Source organism: Actinomycetospora callitridis (assembly GCF_028737265.1).
Taxonomy (GTDB): Bacteria; Actinomycetota; Actinomycetes; order Mycobacteriales; family Pseudonocardiaceae; genus Actinomycetospora; species Actinomycetospora callitridis.
In genome coordinates, this window is sequence record NZ_JAQZAK010000001.1 from 668,352 (window position 1) to 686,356 (window position 18,005).

The following is an 18,005-nucleotide window of genomic DNA, read 5'->3' on the forward strand; positions in this document are numbered from 1 at the left end:
GCCATGGCCGAGTTGACCATCTCCTCCGACGAGGTCCGTAGCGCGATCGAGGACTACGTGTCCTCGTACTCCGCGGACTCGACCCGTCAGGAGGTCGGCATCGTCGCCTCGACGGGCGACGGCATCGCATACGTCGAGGGCCTTCCCTCGACCATGACCAACGAGCTCCTCGAGTTCCCCGGAGGCGTGCTGGGCCTGGCCCAGAACCTCGAGGAGCGCGAGATCGGCGTCGTCATCCTCGGTGAGTACGAGACCATCGAGGAGGGCCAGCAGGTCACCCGCACCGGCCGCGTGCTGTCGGTGCCGGTCGGCGACAACTTCCTCGGCCGGGTGGTCAACCCCCTCGGCCAGCCCCTGGACGGGCTCGGCGACATCGAGTCCGAGGGCGAGCGGGAGATGGAGCTGCAGGCGGCCACCGTCGTCCAGCGCCAGGGCGTCACCGAGCCCCTGCAGACCGGCATCAAGGCGATCGACGCCATGACCCCGGTCGGCCGCGGCCAGCGCCAGCTGATCATCGGCGACCGCAAGACCGGCAAGACCGCGGTCTGCACCGACACGATCATCAACCAGCGCGAGGCCTGGGAGACCGGCGACCCGGAGCAGCAGGTCCGCTGCGTCTACGTCGCCGTCGGCCAGAAGGGCACCACGATCGCCGGTGTCCGCCAGGCCCTCGAGGACGCCGGCGCGATGGAGTACACGACCATCGTCGCCGCCCCGGCCTCCGACCCGGCCGGCTTCAAGTACATCGCCCCGTACGCCGGCTCGGCCATCGCCCAGCACTGGATGTTCCAGGGCAAGCACTGCCTGATCGTCTTCGACGACCTGTCGAAGCAGGCCGAGGCCTACCGCGCGATCTCGCTGCTGCTGCGCCGCCCGCCGGGCCGCGAGGCCTACCCGGGCGACGTCTTCTACCTGCACTCCCGGCTGCTCGAGCGTTGCGCGAAGCTCAACGACGAGCTGGGCGCGGGCTCGCTGACCGGCCTGCCGATCGTCGAGACCAAGGGCGGCGACATCGCGGCCTACATCCCGACGAACGTCATCTCGATCACCGACGGCCAGTGCTTCCTCGAGGCCGACCTGTTCAACCAGGGCCAGCGGCCCGCGCTGAACGTCGGGAACTCGGTCTCGCGCGTCGGTGGTGACGCCCAGATCAAGGCGATGAAGTCCGTCGCCGGCCGTCTGCGCGTGGAGCTGGCGCAGTACCGCGAGCTGGAGTCCTTCGCGGCCTTCGGCTCCGACCTCGACGCCACCTCGCAGGCGCAGCTCGACCGCGGTGCCCGCCTCATGGAGCTGCTCAAGCAGGGCCAGGGCGAGCCGTACCCGGTCGAGGAGGAGGTCGTCGGCATCTTCCTCGGCACCCGTGGTCACCTCGACTCGGTGCCGGTGGAGGACGTGGCCCGCTTCGAGTCGGAGTTCCTCGAGCACGTGCGTCGCGACGGCGGGATCCTCGCCGAGATCCGCGACTCCGGGAAGCTCTCGGACGAGAACGAGGAGCGGCTGAACAAGACCGTCTCCGAGTTCAAGCAGCAGTTCTCCACGGAGTCCGGCGAGGGCGTCGAGGACGACGGTGGCACCGGCGAGCTCCCCACCGGCGACGACTCGTCCGACGAGTCGTCCGACGGCTCCTCCGAGGGGTCGTCGGAGTCGACGCGGGGCTCGGACGGGACCTCGGGCGAGAACTCGGACGGCGACGCGAGCGAGAGCTCGGGCGGGGCCGAGGGCTCGGACGAGAACGCCGACTCGGGCGCGAGGAGCTAGACGGCATGGCCGCATCCCTCCGCGTCCTGCGACGGCGCATCCGGTCGACCAAGAACATCGCCCAGATCACCAAGGCGATGGAGATGGTCGCGGCGTCGCGCATCGTGAAGGCGCAGAACCGCGTCCACGCCGCGCGGCCGTACTCCGACGAGTTCACCCACGTCCTGAAGACGGCCGCGAAGGCCGGCGCCAGCGACCACCCGCTGCTGGTGGCGCGCGAGGAGCCGGGCCGCACGGGCGTCCTGGTCGTCACGAGCGACCGCGGTCTGTGCGGCGGCTACAACGCCAACGTGCTGCGCGAGGCCGAGCGGCTCATGCGCGAGCTGAACAGCGCGGGCAAGGAGCCCCAGCTGTTCGTCATCGGCGGCAAGGGCACCGCCTACTTCCGCTTCCGCAAGCGGGACATGGCCGGGCAGTGGACGGGCTTCTCCGAGGTCCCCGACTACCCGAACGCCACCCGGGCCGCCGACACCATGACCGCCTGCTTCCTCGCCGGGAGCGCCGAGACGGTCCAGGGCGAGTCCGAGGACGAGCAGCAGGGGTCGAGCGACGGCTCCGGCGAGGGTGGCGAGGGCGCCTCGCGGTCCTCCTCGTTCGTCCCGCCGAAGGAGGCCGAGGGCCTCGACGGGGTCGACGAGCTGCACGTGGTCTACACCGCGTTCAACTCCCTCTCGAGCCAGCGGGTCACCTCCTCGCAGATCGCCCCGCTGGAGCTGGAGGAGGACGACGAGTCCTCCGACGGCGAGTCCGACGGGTCCGGTTCGGGGGACTCGCAGGAGCGGCAGGCCGAGTACGAGTTCGAGCCGGAGCCCGAGGTGCTCTTCGACCGGCTCATGCCCAAGTACCTCCGCGCGCGCGTGTTCGCGGCCCTGCTCGACGCCGCGGCGTCCGAGTCGGCGGCCCGGCAGCGCGCCATGAAGGCGGCGACGGACAACGCCAACGACCTGGTCGACAACCTGACCCGGGAGGCGAACCAGGCCCGCCAGGCCCAGATCACGCAGGAGATCAGCGAGATCGTTGGCGGCGCCAACGCCCTCGCCGAGTAGGGGAGCTGACGATGACCCAGTCCACCGCCCCGGCCGAGGGCACCGAGCAGAACGGCTCGCAGGGTGCCGTCGGCCGCATCACCCGCATCCTCGGCCCCGTCGTCGACGTGGAGTTCCCGCGCGGCGAGGTGCCCGAGCTCTTCAACGCGCTGACCACCGAGGTCACCCTCGGCGACAACACCAAGACGCTGACGCTCGAGGTCGCCCAGCACCTCGGCGACAACCAGGTCCGCACGATCTCCATGCAGCCGACCGACGGTGTCGTGCGTGGCCACGACGTGCAGGACCTCGGCCGCCCGATCACGGTGCCCGTCGGCGACGTCGTCAAGGGCCACCTGTTCAACACCCTGGGCGACTGCCTCGACGACCCGGGCTACGCCTCGGACGCCGAGCGCTGGAGCATCCACCGCGACCCGCCGGCGTTCGACCAGCTCGAGGGCAAGACCTCGGTGCTCTGGACCGGCCTCAAGGTCGTCGACCTGCTCACCCCCTACGTCGAGGGCGGCAAGATCGGCCTCTTCGGCGGTGCCGGCGTCGGCAAGACGGTGCTCATCCAGGAGATGATCCAGCGCATCGCCCGCAACTTCGGTGGCACCTCGGTGTTCGCCGGCGTGGGCGAGCGGACCCGTGAGGGCAACGACCTGTGGGTCGAGCTCGGCGAGGCCGACGTCCTCAAGGACACCGCGCTCGTCTTCGGCCAGATGGACGAGCCGCCGGGCACCCGCATGCGCGTCGCCCTGTCGGCCCTGACGATGGCCGAGTACTTCCGCGACGTGCAGGAGCAGGACGTCCTCCTGTTCATCGACAACATCTTCCGGTTCACCCAGGCCGGCCAGGAGGTCTCGACCCTCCTCGGCCGCATGCCCTCGGCCGTCGGTTACCAGCCGACGCTGGCCGACGAGATGGGCGAGCTGCAGGAGCGGATCACCTCGACCCGCGGCCGCTCGATCACCTCGATGCAGGCGATCTACGTGCCCGCCGACGACTACACCGACCCGGCACCGGCCACCACGTTCGCCCACCTCGACGCGACCACGGAGCTCTCCCGTGGCGTGTTCGCGAAGGGCATCTTCCCGGCGGTGGACCCGCTGACCTCGACCTCGACGATCCTCGACGCGCAGTACGTCGGCGAGGACCACTACCGGGTCGCCCGTGAGGTCATCCGGATCCTGCAGCGCTACAACGACCTGCAGGACATCATCGCGATCCTGGGCATCGACGAGCTCTCCGAGGAGGACCGCCTCACCGTCGCCCGCGCGCGGCGCATCGAGCGCTTCCTCGGTCAGAACATGTACGCCGCCGAGCAGTTCACCGGCGAGCCGGGCTCGTTCGTCGACGTCAAGGACACCGTCGAGGCGTTCGACAAGATCGCCAAGGGCGAGTACGACAACTACCCGGAGCAGGCCTTCGCGATGTCCGGCGGTCTCGACGACGTCGAGGCCAACGCGAAGAAGTACTCCTCCTGATGGCGACCATGGAGGTCGCCATCGTCGGCGTCGAGAAGCGGTTGTGGTCGGGGGAGGCGAGCTTCGTCTCGGCCCGCACGGTCGACGGCGACATCGGTCTGCTGCCCGGGCACCAGCCGATGATCGCCGCGCTCGACGAGGCCGGTGTGGTGCGGATCGACCCCAGCGAGGGCGAGTCGTTCCACGCCGCGGTGTTCGGCGGGTTCCTCTCGGTCACCGCGGAGTCGGTGACCATCCTCGCCGAGCTGGCCGAGATGGCCGAGGAGATCGACGTCGCGTCGGCGCGGGACGAGCTCCAGCGCGCCGAGGGCGGCGGGGACGACTTCGACGACGCGGCAGCCGCCGCGGCCAGGGCGCGAGCGCGTCTCCGGGCCGCCGGCGAGTCCCCGGACCGCTGAGGGACGGCGAGCAGCACCCGTGGGCGTGACGATGATCGCCGAGTTGGCGGCCATCGTCGTGCTCGCGGTGCTGCTCGTCGTCGCCCTGCTGGTCCTGCGCCGCATCCGGCTCCTGCGCCGGGGTGGCGTCGACGTGGCCCTGCGCCCCGCGCGGGACACCGAGGACCTGCGCGGGTGGCACTCGGGGCTCGGGCGCTACCGGGGCAACGAGTTCCGCTGGTACCGCATCAGCGGCCTGAGCTCGGGGGCGAACGTGGTCCTCGACCGCACCCGCCTCGAGATCACCGACCGCCGCGACCCCATCGACGGCGAGATGCACCCCGCCGGCTCGACGGTGCTGATCTGCCGCGACGGTGCCGACGTGTGGGAGCTGGCGATCAACGCCGACGCGCTCACCGGCTTCTCGTCGTGGCTCGAGTCCACGCCGCCGGGACGGTCCACGGGGTACCGGCAGGCGAGCTAGCGACTCACGTCCAGAAGCCGTCGCGCTCGTAGAGCCGCCGGAGCTCGACGATGTGGTCGCGCATCGCCTCCTCGGCCTCGCCCGCCCGCCCCTGCGCGACGTGCTCCGCGATCTCGCGGTGGCAGGCGTCGACCTTGTCCCACTCGCCCGGCTCGACACCGGAGCGGCGCAGGCGGGTGCGCAGCACGTCGTTCACCGGCTGGCCCATGAGCGTCAGCATCAGGTTGCCCGTGGCCATGAGCAGCGTCGTGTGGAAGTCGAGGTGCCCGACGAAGCCGCTCGGGTCCCGGTCGTCGCGCCGGGCCGCGGCCGCGGTGCGCACGGCCTCGACGGTCTCGGCGTCGGCCCGCTGGGCGGCCAGGCGCGCGGCCGCGGGCTCCAGGAGCAGGCGGGCCTCGAGCAGGTCGCTGACGTGCAGCTGCGGGGTCATCACGAGCACGCCGAGGGCGCTGCCCACGTCCTCGACGACGCGTGCGGGGTCGGGCTCGCTGACGAACGTGCCGCCCTGGACGCCGCGGTGGGTCTCGACGAGGTGCTGGCTGGACAGCACCCGCAGCGCCTCGCGCGCCGTGCTGCGGCTGACCCCGAACGCCCGCCCGAGCTCGGCCTCGTTCGGCAGCCGGGTGCCGGACGGCAGGGTGCCGGCGAGGATCTGGGTGCGCAGCTCGTCGGCGACCTGTCGGTAGGCGGGACGGACGCGCTGCACACGCAGGTGTGCGACCGGAGCGGGCGGCTGCGGGGGCACGGGAGGAGCGTAGACCGTCGCCGACGCTTGTGGCAGATACGTCAGACGTTTAGCGTCCCCGGGCATGGCCGTCGTGGCGGGGTGGCAGGGCCGGTTCTTCGAGGACTTCGTGGTGGGTGACGTCTACCAGCACCCGTTGGGGCGCACGATCACCGAGACCGACAACACCTGGTTCACGTTGCTGACGATGAACACGAACCAGGCGCACTTCAACGCCCAGGTCGGCGCGGAGTCCGAGTTCGGGCGGATGCTCGTCGCGTCGCCCCTGACGATCTCGATCGTGATGGGGCAGTCGGTGTCGGACACCAGCCAGAACGCGTTCGCGAACCTCGGGATCGACGAGCTGCGCCTGACCGCGCCGGTGTTCGCGGGCGACACGCTCTACGCCGAGTCGCTCGTGCTCTCCGCGCGCGGCTCGGGCAGCCGCCCGGACGCCGGCATCGTCGGGGTGCGCACCCGCGGGCTCAACCAGGACGGTGTCGAGGTCCTGACGTTCAAGCGCGCCTTCTACGTGCACCGGCGCGACGCCCCGCGCGCGGCGGCGCCGTTCCCGCAGGCCGCGGTCCCGCTGTCCCTGGAGAACGAGCAGTGAAGCCGCTCGAGGACATCCGGATCGTCTCGCTCGAGCAGTACGGCGCCGGGCCGTTCGGGTCGATGCACCTCGCCGAGCTCGGCGCCGAGGTCATCAAGATCGAGGACCCGTCGTCGGGCGGCGACGTCGGGCGCTACGTCCCGCCGTACGCGCAGGACGGCGACTCGCTGTTCTTCGAGTCGTTCAACAAGAACAAGTCGTCGGTGCTGCTCGACATCCGCTCCGACGCCGGGCGCGAGGTGTTCCACGACCTGGTCCGCAGCGCCGACGCCGTCTACTCCAACCTGCGCGGGGACGTCCCGGCGAAGCTCGGCATCCGGTACGCCGACCTGGCCGAGGTCAACCCGCGGATCGTCTGCTGCTCGCTGACCGGCTTCGGCATGACCGGTCCGCGCTCCGGCGAGCCCGGCTACGACTACGTGCTGCAGGCGCTCGGCGGCTGGATGTCGCTCACCGGGGAGCCCGGCGGCGCGCCGCAGAAGGCGGGCCTGTCGCTCGTGGACTACAGCGGCGGGTTCGTCGCCGCGATCGCCCTGCTCGCCGGCATCCACGCCGCCCGCCGCGACGGCGTCGGCACCGACTGCGACCTGTCGCTCTACGACACCGCGGTGAGCCTGCTGACCTACCCCGCGACGTGGCACCTCACCGAGGGCTACACGCCGGCGCGCACGCACCACTCGGCCCACCCGTCGCTCGTGCCGTTCCAGGCGTTCGAGGCGGCCGACGGCTGGCTCGTCGTGGGGTGCGCCAAGGAGAAGTTCTGGCAGCGGCTCACGGTCGTGCTCGAGCGCCCCGACCTCGCCGAGGACCCCCGCTTCGCGACGTTCCGCGACCGCGACGTGCACCGCGACGTCCTCGTCCCGCTGCTCGAGGAGCTGTTCGCGGCGCGCGCCGTGGACGTCTGGATCGCGGCGATGGGCGCGGCGGGCATCCCGTGCGCGCCGATCCACGACGTCGGCGAGGCCCTCACCGACCCCCACACCGCCGCCCGCGGGCTCGTGGCCGAGACCGCGCACGCCCACTGGGGCACCGTGCGGTCGCTGCGCTCGCCGGTGCGCGTCGGTCCACCCGGGGACGACACGCGACCGGCCCGCAGCGGGCCCGCGATGGGCGAGCACACCCGCTCGGTGCTGCGCGGGATCGGCTACGACGACGAGCAGCTGGCCGCGCTGCGCGACGCGGGCGCGTTCGGCACCCACGACATCGGGTTCGGGGAGGACCGCTGATGGACTTCCGGCTGAGCGACGAACAGCGGCTCTTCCGCGACACCCTGCGCTCGTTCGTCGACCGCGAGATCGTGCCGGTCGCGCGGGACTGGGAGCACGAGGGCCGCTACCCGACCGAGATCGTCGAGGGCATGCGCGGGCTCGGGCTCTTCGGGCTCGCCGTGCCCGAGGCCTACGGCGGGCTCGAGGCGGACACCGTGTCGTTCGCGCTGACGTTCGAGGAGATCTCGCGCGGCTGGATGGGCATCGCCGGCATCCTCGGCAGCCACTCGGTGTCCTGCTGGATGATCGCCCGCCACGGCACCGAGGAGCAGAAGCAGCGCTACCTGCCGGAGCTCGCGACGGGGGAGCGGCGCACCGCGATCGCGCTCACCGAGCCGGGCGCGGGCACCGACCTGCAGAGCATCACCACCACGGCGCGCCGCGACGGTGACGACTACGTCGTCCGCGGCACCAAGATGTGGATCACGAACGCCCGCCACGCCGACCCGCTGCCGGTGCTCGTGAAGACCGATCCGGCGGCCGAGCCGGCCCACCGCGGCATGAGCATGCTGCTCGTCGACGCGGGCGCGCCCGGGCTCGAGATCACCAAGGACATGGGCAAGCTCGGCTACAAGGGCACCGAGTCCTGCGAGGTGGTGCTCGACGACGTGCGGGTGCCGGCGACACAGCTGCTCGGCGGCGTCGAGGGCCGCGGGCTCCAGCAGGCGCTCTCGTCGCTGGAGACGGGGCGCATCAACATCGCGGCCCGCTCGGTGGGCATCGCCCAGCGCGCCTACGACGAGTCGCTGTCCTACGCCCGCGAGCGCCAGGCGTTCGGGCAGGCGATCGGCGACTTCCAGGCCGTGCAGCTGCGTCTGTCGGCCATCGCGGTGCGCCTGCAGGCCGCCCGCCTGATGACCTACTGGGCGGCGTCGCGCATGGACGAGGGCGTGCGGATGGACACCGAGTCGGGCATGGCGAAGATCTTCGCCTCGGACGCGGCGCTGGAGTGCGCCACCGACGCCATGCGCATCCACGGCGGCTACGGCTACTCGACGGAGTTCGAGGTCGAGCGGCTCTACCGCGACGCCCCGCTGATGTCGATCGGCGAGGGCACGAACGACATGCTGGGCACCGTCGTCGCGAAGTCCCTGCTGGCCGGGAAGGCCTCGATCAGATGACGGGGAATCCGGTGAGCGTGCCCGAGGGCGTTCCCGGTACGGCCGAGCTGGCCGCCCTCGCGGCCCGCCTCGGCTACCGGGTCGACGACGAGGTCGTCCTCGCGCTGCGGGCCGCGGTGGTCGGCGCCGAGGACGCCGTCGCGAGGCTGCGGGCCCGCCCGCTGCCGGCCGACGGGGCGGCGGACCCGGCGCACGGCGACGCCTGGTTGCGTCGGTGAGCGACCTCGACGTCACCGGGTTGCTCGAGGCGTACAGCACGGGCAATCTCGACCCCGTCGAGGCGGTGGACGACGCACTCGCCCGGCTCGCGGCGGCGCACGAGGCGCTGAACTGCACGATCCGCGTCCTCGACGACCGCGCCCGCGCCGCGGCGGAGGAGTCCGCGCACCGGTGGGCGTCCGGCACCCCGCGGCCCCTGGAGGGGGTGCCGTTCGGGGTCAAGGACGTCATCGACGTGGCGGGCGTACCGACCACGGCCGGCTCGTGGTGCCACGGCGACGAGCCCGCGACGGCGTCGGCGACCGTCGTACGGCGCCTCGAGGACGCCGGGGCCATCGCGGTCAGCAAGGACGCGACCACCGAGTTCGCCGTCGGCGGCCCGCACCCGCCGCGCTTCGGCGCCGTGCGCAACCCGTGGGACCGCGAGCGCTGGGCAGGCGGGTCGTCGACCGGGTCGGCGGCCGCGGTCGCCGCGCGCGCCGTCCCGTGCGCGCTCGGCACGGACGTCGGCGGGTCGGTGCGCCTGCCCTCGGCGTGGTGCGGGCTCAACGGGCTCAAGCCCACCGCGGGCGCGGTCCCGCGCACCGGGGTCTTCCCGCTGTCGTGGACCACCGAGACGGTCGGCCCGATCGCCCGCAGCGCCCGGGACGCGGAGCGGCTGTTCGCGGTGCTGCGCGGACCCGACGGCGCCGACCCGCGCAGCGGGCCGCTGCCCCCGTGGGACGTCCCCGACGGCGGCGACCTCATCGGTCTGCGGATCGCCGTGCCCGGGGGCGCGTTCACCGAGCTCTGCGACGCCGCCGTGCGCGCCGGGGTGGCGCACCTGGTCGACGTGCTCGTCGCGGCCGGCGCCGAGGTCGTCGCGGGCGAGGTCCCGTCGGCGGGCGAGGCGCTGCCGATCGGCTACCAGGTCGTGTTCACCGAGGCGGCGACGCTGCACCGCGTCGACGCCGACCGCTGGGACCGCTACGACCCGGTCGTGGTGCGGCGGATCAGCCAGGGGATCGTCACCCCGGCGGTCGACTACCTGCGCGCCCTGCAGTTCCGCGTCGAGCTGCAGCGCGAGCTCGACGCGGTGTTCGCCGACGCCGACCTCCTCGTGGTGCCGACCTGCCCGTCCACCGCGCCCCGGCTGCCCGAGGGCACCGTCCTCGTCGACGGCGAGGAGTTCCCGCTCTACGCCGCCCAGTCGCGCTCGACGATGCTGGGCAACCTCACCGGCGCCCCCGGGCTCGCCGTGCCCACCGGGCTCGCGCCCGACGGCTGCCCGGTCTCCGCCCAGCTCGTGGCCGCCCCGCACCGGGAGGCCACGGCGCTGTGGGCGGCACGCGTGTTCCAGGAGCGCACGAGCCACCACCTCCTGGCGCCCCCTTCCGTGCTCTAAACGTCTGACGTATGTTGCTGTGGCCCCGGTCACCGCACCCACCTGGAGCGGCTCGTGTCGTTGGAGAGCCCCACCCGGACCGCCCTGGCCGGCCGCGTCGCGGACTTCGCCGCCGCGCTCGACCCGGCCGACGTCCCGGACGAGGTCCTCGAGCGCGCCCGCCACCTGGTGCTCGACGCGGTCGGCCTGGCGTACGCCTCCACCGCCTACCGCTTCTCCGGCGTGGCTCGCGACGCGCTGGCGACGTTCGGCGGCGGCGACCACCCGGTGCTCGGCATGCCCGACCGGCTCTCCCCGCGCGACGCCGCGGTGCTCAACGGTGTGCTCGTGCACGGGATGGACTTCGACGACACCCACATCCCCGCCGTCACCCACGTCTCCGCCGCCGCGCTCCCGGCCGCGCTCTCCGCGGCGACGGTGTCCGGGGCGAGCACGCGCGAGATGCTGCTGGCCTACGTCCTGGGCGTCGAGGTCTCGGCGCGGGTCGGGCTCGGCGGCGCCGGCGGCTTCCACGACGTCGGCTTCCACCCGACGGCCGTCGCCGGGGCGTTCGGCGCCGCGGTCGCGGCGGGCCGGCTGACCGGGCTCGACGCCGACGGCCTCGTCGCCGCGCAGGGCGTCGTCGGGTCGATGTCGGCGGGCCTGCTGGAGTTCCTCGAGGACGGGTCGTGGACCAAGCGCCTGCACCCCGGGTGGGCGGCCATGTGCGGGCTGACCGCCGCGGCGTTCGCCCGCGCGGGCTGGACCGGCCCGGCCGCCGTGTACGAGGGCCGCTTCGGGCTCTACGCCACCCACCTCGCCGGGCGGACGAGCCGCCCGGAGGCGGTGGGGGAGGACCTCGGCACCCGTTGGGAGCTGATGCGCACCGCCGTGAAGCCGTACCCGATCTGCCACTTCAACCACGCCTTCGCCGACGCGGCGCTGCTGCTGCGCGACGAGCACGGCATCGACGCCGCCGACGTCCGCGCGATCCGCTGCGCGATCCACCCCGTGCCGGGCAAGGTCGTCTGCCAGCCCCCGGAGAACAAGTGGGCGCCGCGCGACGAGTACGACGCCAAGTTCAGCCTGCCGTTCGCCGTGTCGGCGGCCCTGGCGCGCGGGCGGTTCACGCTCGCGGAGCTCGAGGACGAGGCCCTCGCCGACCCCGGGATCCTCGCGCTGGCGCGAAAGGTCGAGGTCGTCGACGACCACGAGGGCCTGTTCCCCGACGCCTACTCCGGGCGCGTGGAGATCGAGCTCGCCGACGGCCGCGTCGTCGCGCACCGCGAGCAGGTCAACCGGGGCCACGACCAGCGCCCGCTGACCAACGCCGAGATCGTCGAGAAGTTCGAGGGGACGATCGGGCGGGTCGCCGACGCCGCGACGGCCGAGCGCGTGCGCGCCGCGGTGCTGTCGCTCGGCGACGACCGTCCTGCCGCCGAGTTCGCCGAGGCGTGCCGTGGCTGACCCCGCCGACCCCGTGGGCGGACGACGGGTGCGGGCGGGGGTCTTCCTCACCCATCAGCAGCCGCCGGGCCGCGATCCCCTCGTCGCCCTCGACGAGCAGCTCGGCCTCGTGCGCACCGCTCGAGACGCGGGGATGGACTCGGTCTTCGCCGGCCAGCACCACCTCGCCGAGTCGATGGCGCACATCCAGCCGCTGCCGTGGCTCGCGCGGCTGGCCGCCGAGGCGGGCGACATGACCGTCGGCACCGGGATCCACCTGCTCGCCCTGCACAACCCCGTCGACACCGCCGAGGCCTACGCCGGCCTCGACGTCGTGTGCGGCGGCCGGTCGGTGCTCGGGGTCGGGCTCGGCTACCGGCAGGTCGAGTACGACGCCTTCGGTGTCCCGCCCGAGCAGAAGGTCCGGCGGTTCACCGAGAACCTGCGGATCGTCGAGGCGCTCTGGCGCGGCGAGGCCGTGTCGGCCGACCTGCCCTGGACGCGCCTCGACGGCGTGCGCACGACGTTCCGCCCCGTGGCCCGGCCATCCCCACCGATGAGACCGCCGATCTGGATGGCGGCCAACTCCGACGGCGCGGTGCGGCGGGCGGCCCGTCTCGCCGACACGTGGATGATCAATCCGCACGCCACCCGGGCCACCGTCGCCCGGCAGCTGGAGCTGTTCCGGGCCGAGCGGGAGGGCGCCGGGCGGGGCCCGGTCGACGAGCTCCCGCTGATCCGGGAGGTGTTCTGCGCCCCCACGCGCGAGCAGGCCCTCGAGCAGGCCATGCCGTACCTGGCGCGGAAGTACGAGGTCTACGCCGACTGGGGCCAGGACCGTGTCATGCCCGGGACGGAGTCGTTCCGGGTCGGTTACGACGACCTCTCCCGCGATCGTTTCGTGGTGGGGTCTCCGGAGGACTGCACCGCGGCACTCCTCCCGTGGCGCGACGAGCTCGGCGTCGACCACTTCGTGTTCCGCACCGACTGGGCCGGCATGCCGGTCGAGGCGGCGCGGACCTCGCTCGACCTCCTCGCCCGCGAGGTGGTCCCGGCGCTGCGCGCGCTCCCCCTCCCGGTTCCCTGACCCCGCAGGAAAGAGAGCTCCCTCGTGGACTTCGGCGTCTTCATCCCGATCGGCAACAACGGCTGGCTCATCTCGGAGAACTCCCCGCAGTACATGCCGACCTGGGAGCTCAACAAGAACGTGGTGCAGGAGGCCGAGCGCCAGGGCTTCGCGTTCGCGCTCTCGATGATCAAGCTGCGCGGGTTCGGCGGGAAGACCGAGTTCTGGGACCACAACCTCGAGTCGTTCACGCTGATGGCGGGCCTCGCGGCGGTCACCGACCGGATCAAGCTCTACGCCTCGACCGCGGTGCTGACGCTGCCGCCGGCCCTCGTCGCGCGGATGGCGTCGACGATCGACCAGATCGCGCCCGGCCGCTTCGGCGTCAACATCGTCTCGGGCTGGGCCAAGGGCGAGTACGAGCAGATGGGCCTGTGGCCCGGCGACGACTACTTCGGCTACCGCTACGACTACTCCACGGAGTACGTGAAGGTCCTGCGCGACCTGTGGGAGACCGGACGCTGCGACCTCGACGGTCAGTACTTCCAGATGGACGACTGCGTGCTCTCCCCGCAGCCCTCGGGCAAGGTCGACATCGTCTGCGCCGGGCAGTCGGAGCGCGGGATGAAGTTCTGCGCCGAGTACGGCGACTACAACTTCATCCTCTCGCCCGGGGTGAACAACCCGGAGGTCTACCGGGAGCCCACCGAGCGCCTGGCCTCCTTCGCCAAGGAGTCCGGCCGCGACGTCCGCTCGCTGCCGCTGTTCATGGCGATCATGGCCGAGACGGACGAGGAGGCCCACGCGAAGTGGCGCTCCTACAACGAGGGCGCCGACGCCGGAGCGCTCGGCTACATGGCCGACGAGGGCAACGCGGACACGACCGCCGACGGGTCGGGCACCGCGCGGACGATCAACCTCCCCGAGGGCGCGGTCAACTTCAACATGGCCACCCTCGTCGGCTCCTACGAGTCGGTCGCGCGACAGGTCGACGAGGTCGCCAAGATGCCCGGCGTGCAGGGGATGATGTTCACCTTCGACGACTTCGAGCAGGGCGTGCACGACTTCGGCACGCGCGTGAAGCCCCTGCTCGGATAGGACTCCGGTGGCGGACCCCGTACCCCCCGCGGGGTCCGTCACCGGGGGCACGGGCTCAGGCGCGTTCCTGGGCCGCCAGCACCGCCTCGCGGAACCGCGTGACGTCGGGGCCGCTGCCGGTCGGGACGTGGCGGGTCGTGCGCCGGGTGGCGCCCAGCGGCGTGCTCGTCACCGTCAGGGCGTCCTTCGGCGGCGCCGGCGGGCTGCCGTGCGTCCGCCGCTGCATCCCGGCAGGTGGTGTGGCGACCTCGAGCTCGGCGAGCCGGTGGAAGCTGACGCGCGCCGTGGGCCCGATCCTCTCGCCGCCGTCGTCGCCGCCCTCGCGGTAGGAGATGATCAGCAGCTCGGGCGTCAGGAGCATCTCCACCGTGTGGCGCTCGGTCTGCAGGCCCCGGCCGCCGGGGCGCGGGCCCAGCGTCTCCTCGTCGGTGCGCAGCCCGTGCGTCGTGTCGGGGAGCGGGTCGCGGTCCAGCCCCCGGAGCTCGGCCTGGGCGCGGATGAACGCCGCCATCGCGGGCGGGAGCTCCTCGACCGCGAGGGGCCGGGGCGTCAGGTTGCGGGCGGCCACGGCGATCACGTTGCTGCAGCCGGGGGCGGGGGTCAACGCCGGAGCGTCCGCACGCCCGGCGACGCCGTTCACCGATCTGCCGGACGCGATGGACCGGGCTGCAGTATGTGACAGGCTTCACCGCTGCCTTACTCTCGGAGTGTGAAGGCGCTGCTCCTGGAGAACATCCATCCCGTGGCCGCGGATGCGTTCCGTGCCCAGGGTGTCGACGTCGACGCGCGTTCGGGCGCGATGAGCGGGCCCGAGCTGGCTGATGCCCTGTCCGGGGTGTCGGTGCTCGGGATCCGGTCGAACACCACGATCACCCCCGACGTGCTGGAGGCCGGCAAGGATCTGCTGGCCGTGGGGTGCTTCTGCATCGGTACCAACCAGGTCGATCTGGGTGCGGCGGCCGAGCGCGGGGTGGCGGTGTTCAACGCCCCGTTCTCGAACACCCGCAGTGTCGTGGAGCTGGTGCTCGGGGAGATCATCGCGCTGGTCCGGCGCCTTCCCGAGAAGAACGCGCGCATGCACGAGGGCATCTGGGACAAGTCCGCCCGGGGCAGCCACGAGTTCCGTGGCCGGACCCTGGGGATCGTGGGCTACGGCAACATCGGCACCCAGTTGTCGAACATCGCCGAGGCGGTCGGGCTGCGGGTGATCTTCTTCGACACCGCCGACCGGCTCGCGCACGGCAACGCCCGCAAGGTCGAGTCACTGGAGGCGTTGCTGGCCGAGGCCGACATCGTGAGCCTGCACGTGGACGGGCGGCCGGGGAACGCGGGCCTGTTCGGCGCCGAGCAGTTCGCGTTGATGAAGCCGCGGTCGATCTTCATCAACGCCTCGCGCGGCATGGTGATCGACGACGAGTCGCTGCGGGAGCACCTGCTCTCGGGCCACATCGCCGGGGCGGCCCTCGACGTGTTCCCGATCGAGCCCAAGGCCCAGGGCGACGTCTTCGAGTCGCCCCTGCGTGGGCTGGACAACGTGATCCTGACCCCGCACGTCGGCGGGTCCACCCAGGAGGCGCAGGAGGAGATCGGCGGCTTCGTCTCCACCAAGCTGCTGCAGTTCATCGGCACGGGCCGGACGGCGCTGTCGGTGAACATGCCGGAGGTCGCCCTGCCCGCGGCGCCGACGGCGTCGCGCATGGGCTACCTGCACACCAACACGCCGGGCGTGCTGGCCGGGATCAACCAGGTCCTGCTCGACAGCGGGGTGAACGTGGTGAGCCAGGCGTTGTCCACGCGCGGCGAGCGCGGCTACGTGCTCACCGACACCGACAGCCCCGTCCCCGAGGACACGCTCGCCGAGCTGCGCCGCTCACCGCACACCGTGTGGCTGCGCACCTGGACGCCCTGACGCCGGCCGTCGGGCCGGCGCCAGGGCTGCTGTCGGGGTGAGGCTCCGCCGGGTGGGGCTCCGTCGGGGTGGGGCTCAGTCGTCCTCGTCCGCGGTCCCGGACGATCCCTCGTCCTGCGGGGCGGACGCGTCCTGCTCGTCGGACGGGACCGGCTGGTCGGCCGCGGGGGCGTCGGACTCCTGGCCGTCGACCCCTGCATCGTCCAGCTCTGCACCGTCGACCTGCTCGCTCGTGGCCGACGACGAGGACGACTCGGCCGTCGGGTCCCCGGCGACCGCGAAGGCGCCGGCGACGATGGCCGCGAGCACGAGCGCGGCGACGAGGCCCGCCCGCCACGGGCGGGTCGGCGCGGGTCGGCCGGCCGCCCGGCCCGAGGGCGAGGGGGCGACGACGTCGGTGAGCGTGCTGACCCCGGCCTCGAGGGGACCGCGCCCGACGAAGCGCTGCCAGAGCAGGCCGACGGCCAGGGCGACCACGACCTGGACGAGGTAGAGGGTCCAGGGCGCGGCGGCCTCCCCCGCGAGGCCCGCGACGACGACGTGGAGGGTGTAGAAGGTCAGCGTCATCGAGCCGGCCGCGGCCAGCGGGGACCGCGCCGCGTCGACGATCCGGCCCCACGAGGACGAGCCTCCCCGGGCGAGCGCCCGGTCCAGCAGCAGCATGGCGCCGAGCACCGCCAGCGAGGTGCCCACGGTGCGGGCCAGGTCGAGCGGGGTCGACGAGTGCGCGGAGTCCACCGCGAGCCACCACCAGCTGGTGGCCGGCGTGACGCCGTTCGGTCCCTCGACGAGCGCGGTCTGCAGCTCCTCGGCGGGCAGGCCCGGGTCGGCGAGGATCCGGCCCAGTCCGCCGGCGGTCACGAGCGCCAGGTGGGACACGGCCGCGGCCGCCGCGACGAGCGCGACACCGGAGGCCGCGAGCACGGCGGCGGTGCGCGTGGTGGCGAGCGAGCAGCGTCCCACCGCCATGCCGACGCAGAGGTAGGTCAGCCAGGGCCAGATCGGGTAGGCGCCGGTGAGGAACAGGGTGGTGAGGAGGCCGGCGGGGTCGGTGACGAGCGCGGTGAACGACGGGTCGATCAGCTCGGCCGGGGGCATGCCGGTGCGGACGAGGTGGCTCGTGATCGGGGCGACCACGGCGAGAGCCGCACCGAGCGCGAACAGGGCACGCGTCGGCAGCAGGATCAGCGGGACGGCCAGCAGGAACAGCACCCCGTAGTAGGTCAGGATGATGTCGACGTCGCCGAGCGCCGCTTCGCCGAGCGCCAGGCCGAGCACGCCGACCGCCAGCCCCCGCACCGCGAGGCGCAGGGCGTGGGTCCCGAACGTCCCGGCGCCGACGGTGACCTGCCGACGACCGGTCAGCAGGGCGACCGACACCCCGACGAGGAGGCCGAAGAGCGCCGCCGACGTCCCGCCGGCGAGGAGGCCGACGGTGGTGAGCTCGCCGTTCTCGGACAGGGGCAGGGTGTGGACCGCGATCATCCCCAGGAGGGCCAGCCCGCGGGCCGCGTCGATGCCCCGGACCCGGGACCCGGAGGCGCCGGCGTCACGGGCCACGGGCAGACGGACGGTCGGGGCGTCGGGCGGCCCCTCGGCGGGCAGTCGCTGCTCCGGGAGGAACGTCGCCCCGCGGTCACCGCGAGCCGTCCGCGGGTCGGCGACCGGACGGCGGAGGTGCACCGTGCCCGGAGCCGCTGCTCGTGTCGCCCCTCGGGTCGCCGTCGACGGCGCCAGGCCCTCGACACGGGGCAGTGCGGCGGTCCTGGCCATCGGGTGACTCCTCGGAGCTCGGCGAGCTTTCTGTGAGGATCAGCGTCCGCCGGCCGGACGGCACGGACCATCGCCGCGCGGTCAGCCTTCCCGCTGCCCGGGGCCATAGCTTTGTCACCCTCGGGTAAGGCTCACCGAGAGTGTCCGAACCGGCGCTCGGTGCGGTCGGCCCCGGGAAAGTGCCGACCAGCATTACTTCATTCGAGTGATGACGGTGTGCGACGACACTCCTGTACGTGACGATGCCGGGGTCTGGTGCGCGCCTGCGCAGAGA

The 18,005-nt window shown here is 72.9% G+C and carries 16 protein-coding genes and 1 pseudogene; 14 read left to right on the plus strand and 3 right to left on the minus strand.

What is annotated here, in order from left to right; translation table 11 throughout:
- Positions 1 to 3: 3 nt before the first annotated feature.
- The 5 genes and pseudogenes from atpA to PH191_RS03295 all read left to right on the plus strand — a co-directional run.
- Positions 4 to 1,614, plus strand: a pseudogene (gene atpA, locus PH191_RS03275) (F0F1 ATP synthase subunit alpha); the annotation flags it as partial.
- A 149-nt stretch (positions 1,615 to 1,763) separates the two neighbouring features.
- Positions 1,764 to 2,804: a F0F1 ATP synthase subunit gamma gene (locus PH191_RS03280; RefSeq protein ID WP_274193185.1), complete on the plus strand. Its 1,041-nt coding sequence runs from the start codon at positions 1,764 to 1,766 to the stop codon at positions 2,802 to 2,804.
- Between the two features lie 11 nt (positions 2,805 to 2,815).
- A complete protein-coding gene (gene atpD, locus PH191_RS03285) occupies positions 2,816 to 4,270 on the plus strand; it encodes a F0F1 ATP synthase subunit beta (protein WP_274193186.1) in 1,455 nt (484 codons plus the stop codon).
- Positions 4,270 to 4,668 (plus strand): F0F1 ATP synthase subunit epsilon, encoded by a 399-nt coding sequence (locus PH191_RS03290; protein ID WP_274193187.1) that lies wholly within the window; start codon positions 4,270 to 4,272, stop codon positions 4,666 to 4,668. The genes atpD and PH191_RS03290 overlap by 1 nt, the downstream gene beginning before the upstream one ends.
- Positions 4,669 to 4,687: 19 nt before the next feature.
- Complete coding sequence (locus tag PH191_RS03295) at positions 4,688 to 5,131, plus strand: DUF2550 domain-containing protein (RefSeq protein ID WP_274193188.1); 444 nt, start codon at positions 4,688 to 4,690, stop codon at positions 5,129 to 5,131.
- 4 nt (positions 5,132 to 5,135) lie between these two features.
- Here the strand turns inward: PH191_RS03295 and PH191_RS03300 are convergent, their stop codons facing one another.
- Positions 5,136 to 5,876: a FadR/GntR family transcriptional regulator gene (locus PH191_RS03300; RefSeq protein WP_274193189.1), complete on the minus strand. Its 741-nt coding sequence runs from the start codon at positions 5,874 to 5,876 to the stop codon at positions 5,136 to 5,138.
- A 64-nt stretch (positions 5,877 to 5,940) separates the two neighbouring features.
- On the opposite strand from PH191_RS03300, the gene PH191_RS03305 reads away from it, so the two are divergent.
- Genes PH191_RS03305 through rutA form a run of 8 tightly spaced genes read left to right on the plus strand, consistent with a single transcriptional unit; the run spans position 5,941 to position 14,049 of the window.
- On the plus strand, positions 5,941 to 6,468 hold the full coding sequence (locus PH191_RS03305) for a MaoC family dehydratase (RefSeq protein ID WP_274193190.1): 528 nt from the start codon (positions 5,941 to 5,943) through the stop codon (positions 6,466 to 6,468).
- Entirely contained in the window at positions 6,465 to 7,694 is a 1,230-nt protein-coding gene (locus tag PH191_RS03310) for a CaiB/BaiF CoA transferase family protein (RefSeq protein WP_274193191.1), read from the plus strand. Before PH191_RS03305 ends, PH191_RS03310 begins: the two co-directional genes overlap by 4 nt.
- Positions 7,694 to 8,857: an acyl-CoA dehydrogenase family protein gene (locus PH191_RS03315; RefSeq protein ID WP_274193192.1), complete on the plus strand. Its 1,164-nt coding sequence runs from the start codon at positions 7,694 to 7,696 to the stop codon at positions 8,855 to 8,857. Before PH191_RS03310 ends, PH191_RS03315 begins: the two co-directional genes overlap by 1 nt.
- 11 nt (positions 8,858 to 8,868) lie before the next feature.
- On the plus strand, positions 8,869 to 9,075 hold the full coding sequence (locus PH191_RS03320) for a hypothetical protein (protein ID WP_274193193.1): 207 nt from the start codon (positions 8,869 to 8,871) through the stop codon (positions 9,073 to 9,075).
- Entirely contained in the window at positions 9,072 to 10,460 is a 1,389-nt protein-coding gene (locus PH191_RS03325) for an amidase (RefSeq protein ID WP_274193194.1), read from the plus strand. The genes PH191_RS03320 and PH191_RS03325 overlap by 4 nt, the downstream gene beginning before the upstream one ends.
- A gap of 54 nt (positions 10,461 to 10,514) precedes the next feature.
- Positions 10,515 to 11,906, plus strand: a complete 1,392-nt coding sequence (locus tag PH191_RS03330; RefSeq protein WP_274193195.1) for an MmgE/PrpD family protein — start codon at positions 10,515 to 10,517, stop codon at positions 11,904 to 11,906.
- Positions 11,899 to 12,972, plus strand: coding sequence for an LLM class flavin-dependent oxidoreductase (locus tag PH191_RS03335; RefSeq protein WP_274193196.1), 1,074 nt, complete (start codon positions 11,899 to 11,901; stop codon positions 12,970 to 12,972). Before PH191_RS03330 ends, PH191_RS03335 begins: the two co-directional genes overlap by 8 nt.
- A gap of 24 nt (positions 12,973 to 12,996) precedes the next feature.
- Complete coding sequence (rutA, locus tag PH191_RS03340; RefSeq protein WP_274193197.1) at positions 12,997 to 14,049, plus strand: pyrimidine utilization protein A; 1,053 nt, start codon at positions 12,997 to 12,999, stop codon at positions 14,047 to 14,049.
- A gap of 55 nt (positions 14,050 to 14,104) precedes the next feature.
- Here the strand turns inward: rutA and PH191_RS03345 are convergent, their stop codons facing one another.
- The gene (locus PH191_RS03345) at positions 14,105 to 14,653 is read right to left on the minus strand and encodes a hypothetical protein (RefSeq protein WP_274193198.1); all 549 of its coding nucleotides are present in this window, start codon (positions 14,651 to 14,653) and stop codon (positions 14,105 to 14,107) included.
- 105 nt (positions 14,654 to 14,758) lie between these two features.
- Between PH191_RS03345 and serA the strand changes: the two genes are divergently transcribed.
- A complete protein-coding gene (serA, locus tag PH191_RS03350; RefSeq protein ID WP_274193199.1) occupies positions 14,759 to 15,958 on the plus strand; it encodes a phosphoglycerate dehydrogenase in 1,200 nt (399 codons plus the stop codon).
- A 75-nt stretch (positions 15,959 to 16,033) separates the two neighbouring features.
- Here serA and PH191_RS03355 read toward each other — a convergent pair whose 3' ends face one another.
- Entirely contained in the window at positions 16,034 to 17,731 is a 1,698-nt protein-coding gene (locus PH191_RS03355; RefSeq protein WP_274193200.1) for a heparan-alpha-glucosaminide N-acetyltransferase domain-containing protein, read from the minus strand.
- Positions 17,732 to 18,005: the final 274 nt, after the last annotated feature.

What these genes read in the sequence shown, in the direction of transcription:
- PH191_RS03280 (WP_274193185.1), top strand. Translation starts at nt 1,764, where the DNA reads ATGGCCGCATCCCTCCGCGTCCTGCGACGGCGCATCCGGTCGACCAAG.
- atpD (WP_274193186.1), top strand. Translation starts at nt 2,816, where the DNA reads ATGACCCAGTCCACCGCCCCGGCCGAGGGCACCGAGCAGAACGGCTCG.
- PH191_RS03290 (WP_274193187.1), top strand. Translation starts at nt 4,270, where the DNA reads ATGGCGACCATGGAGGTCGCCATCGTCGGCGTCGAGAAGCGGTTGTGG.
- PH191_RS03305 (WP_274193190.1), top strand. Translation starts at nt 5,941, where the DNA reads ATGGCCGTCGTGGCGGGGTGGCAGGGCCGGTTCTTCGAGGACTTCGTG.
- PH191_RS03315 (WP_274193192.1), top strand. Translation starts at nt 7,694, where the DNA reads ATGGACTTCCGGCTGAGCGACGAACAGCGGCTCTTCCGCGACACCCTG.
- PH191_RS03355 (WP_274193200.1), bottom strand. Translation starts at nt 17,731, where the DNA reads ATGGCCAGGACCGCCGCACTGCCCCGTGTCGAGGGCCTGGCGCCGTCG.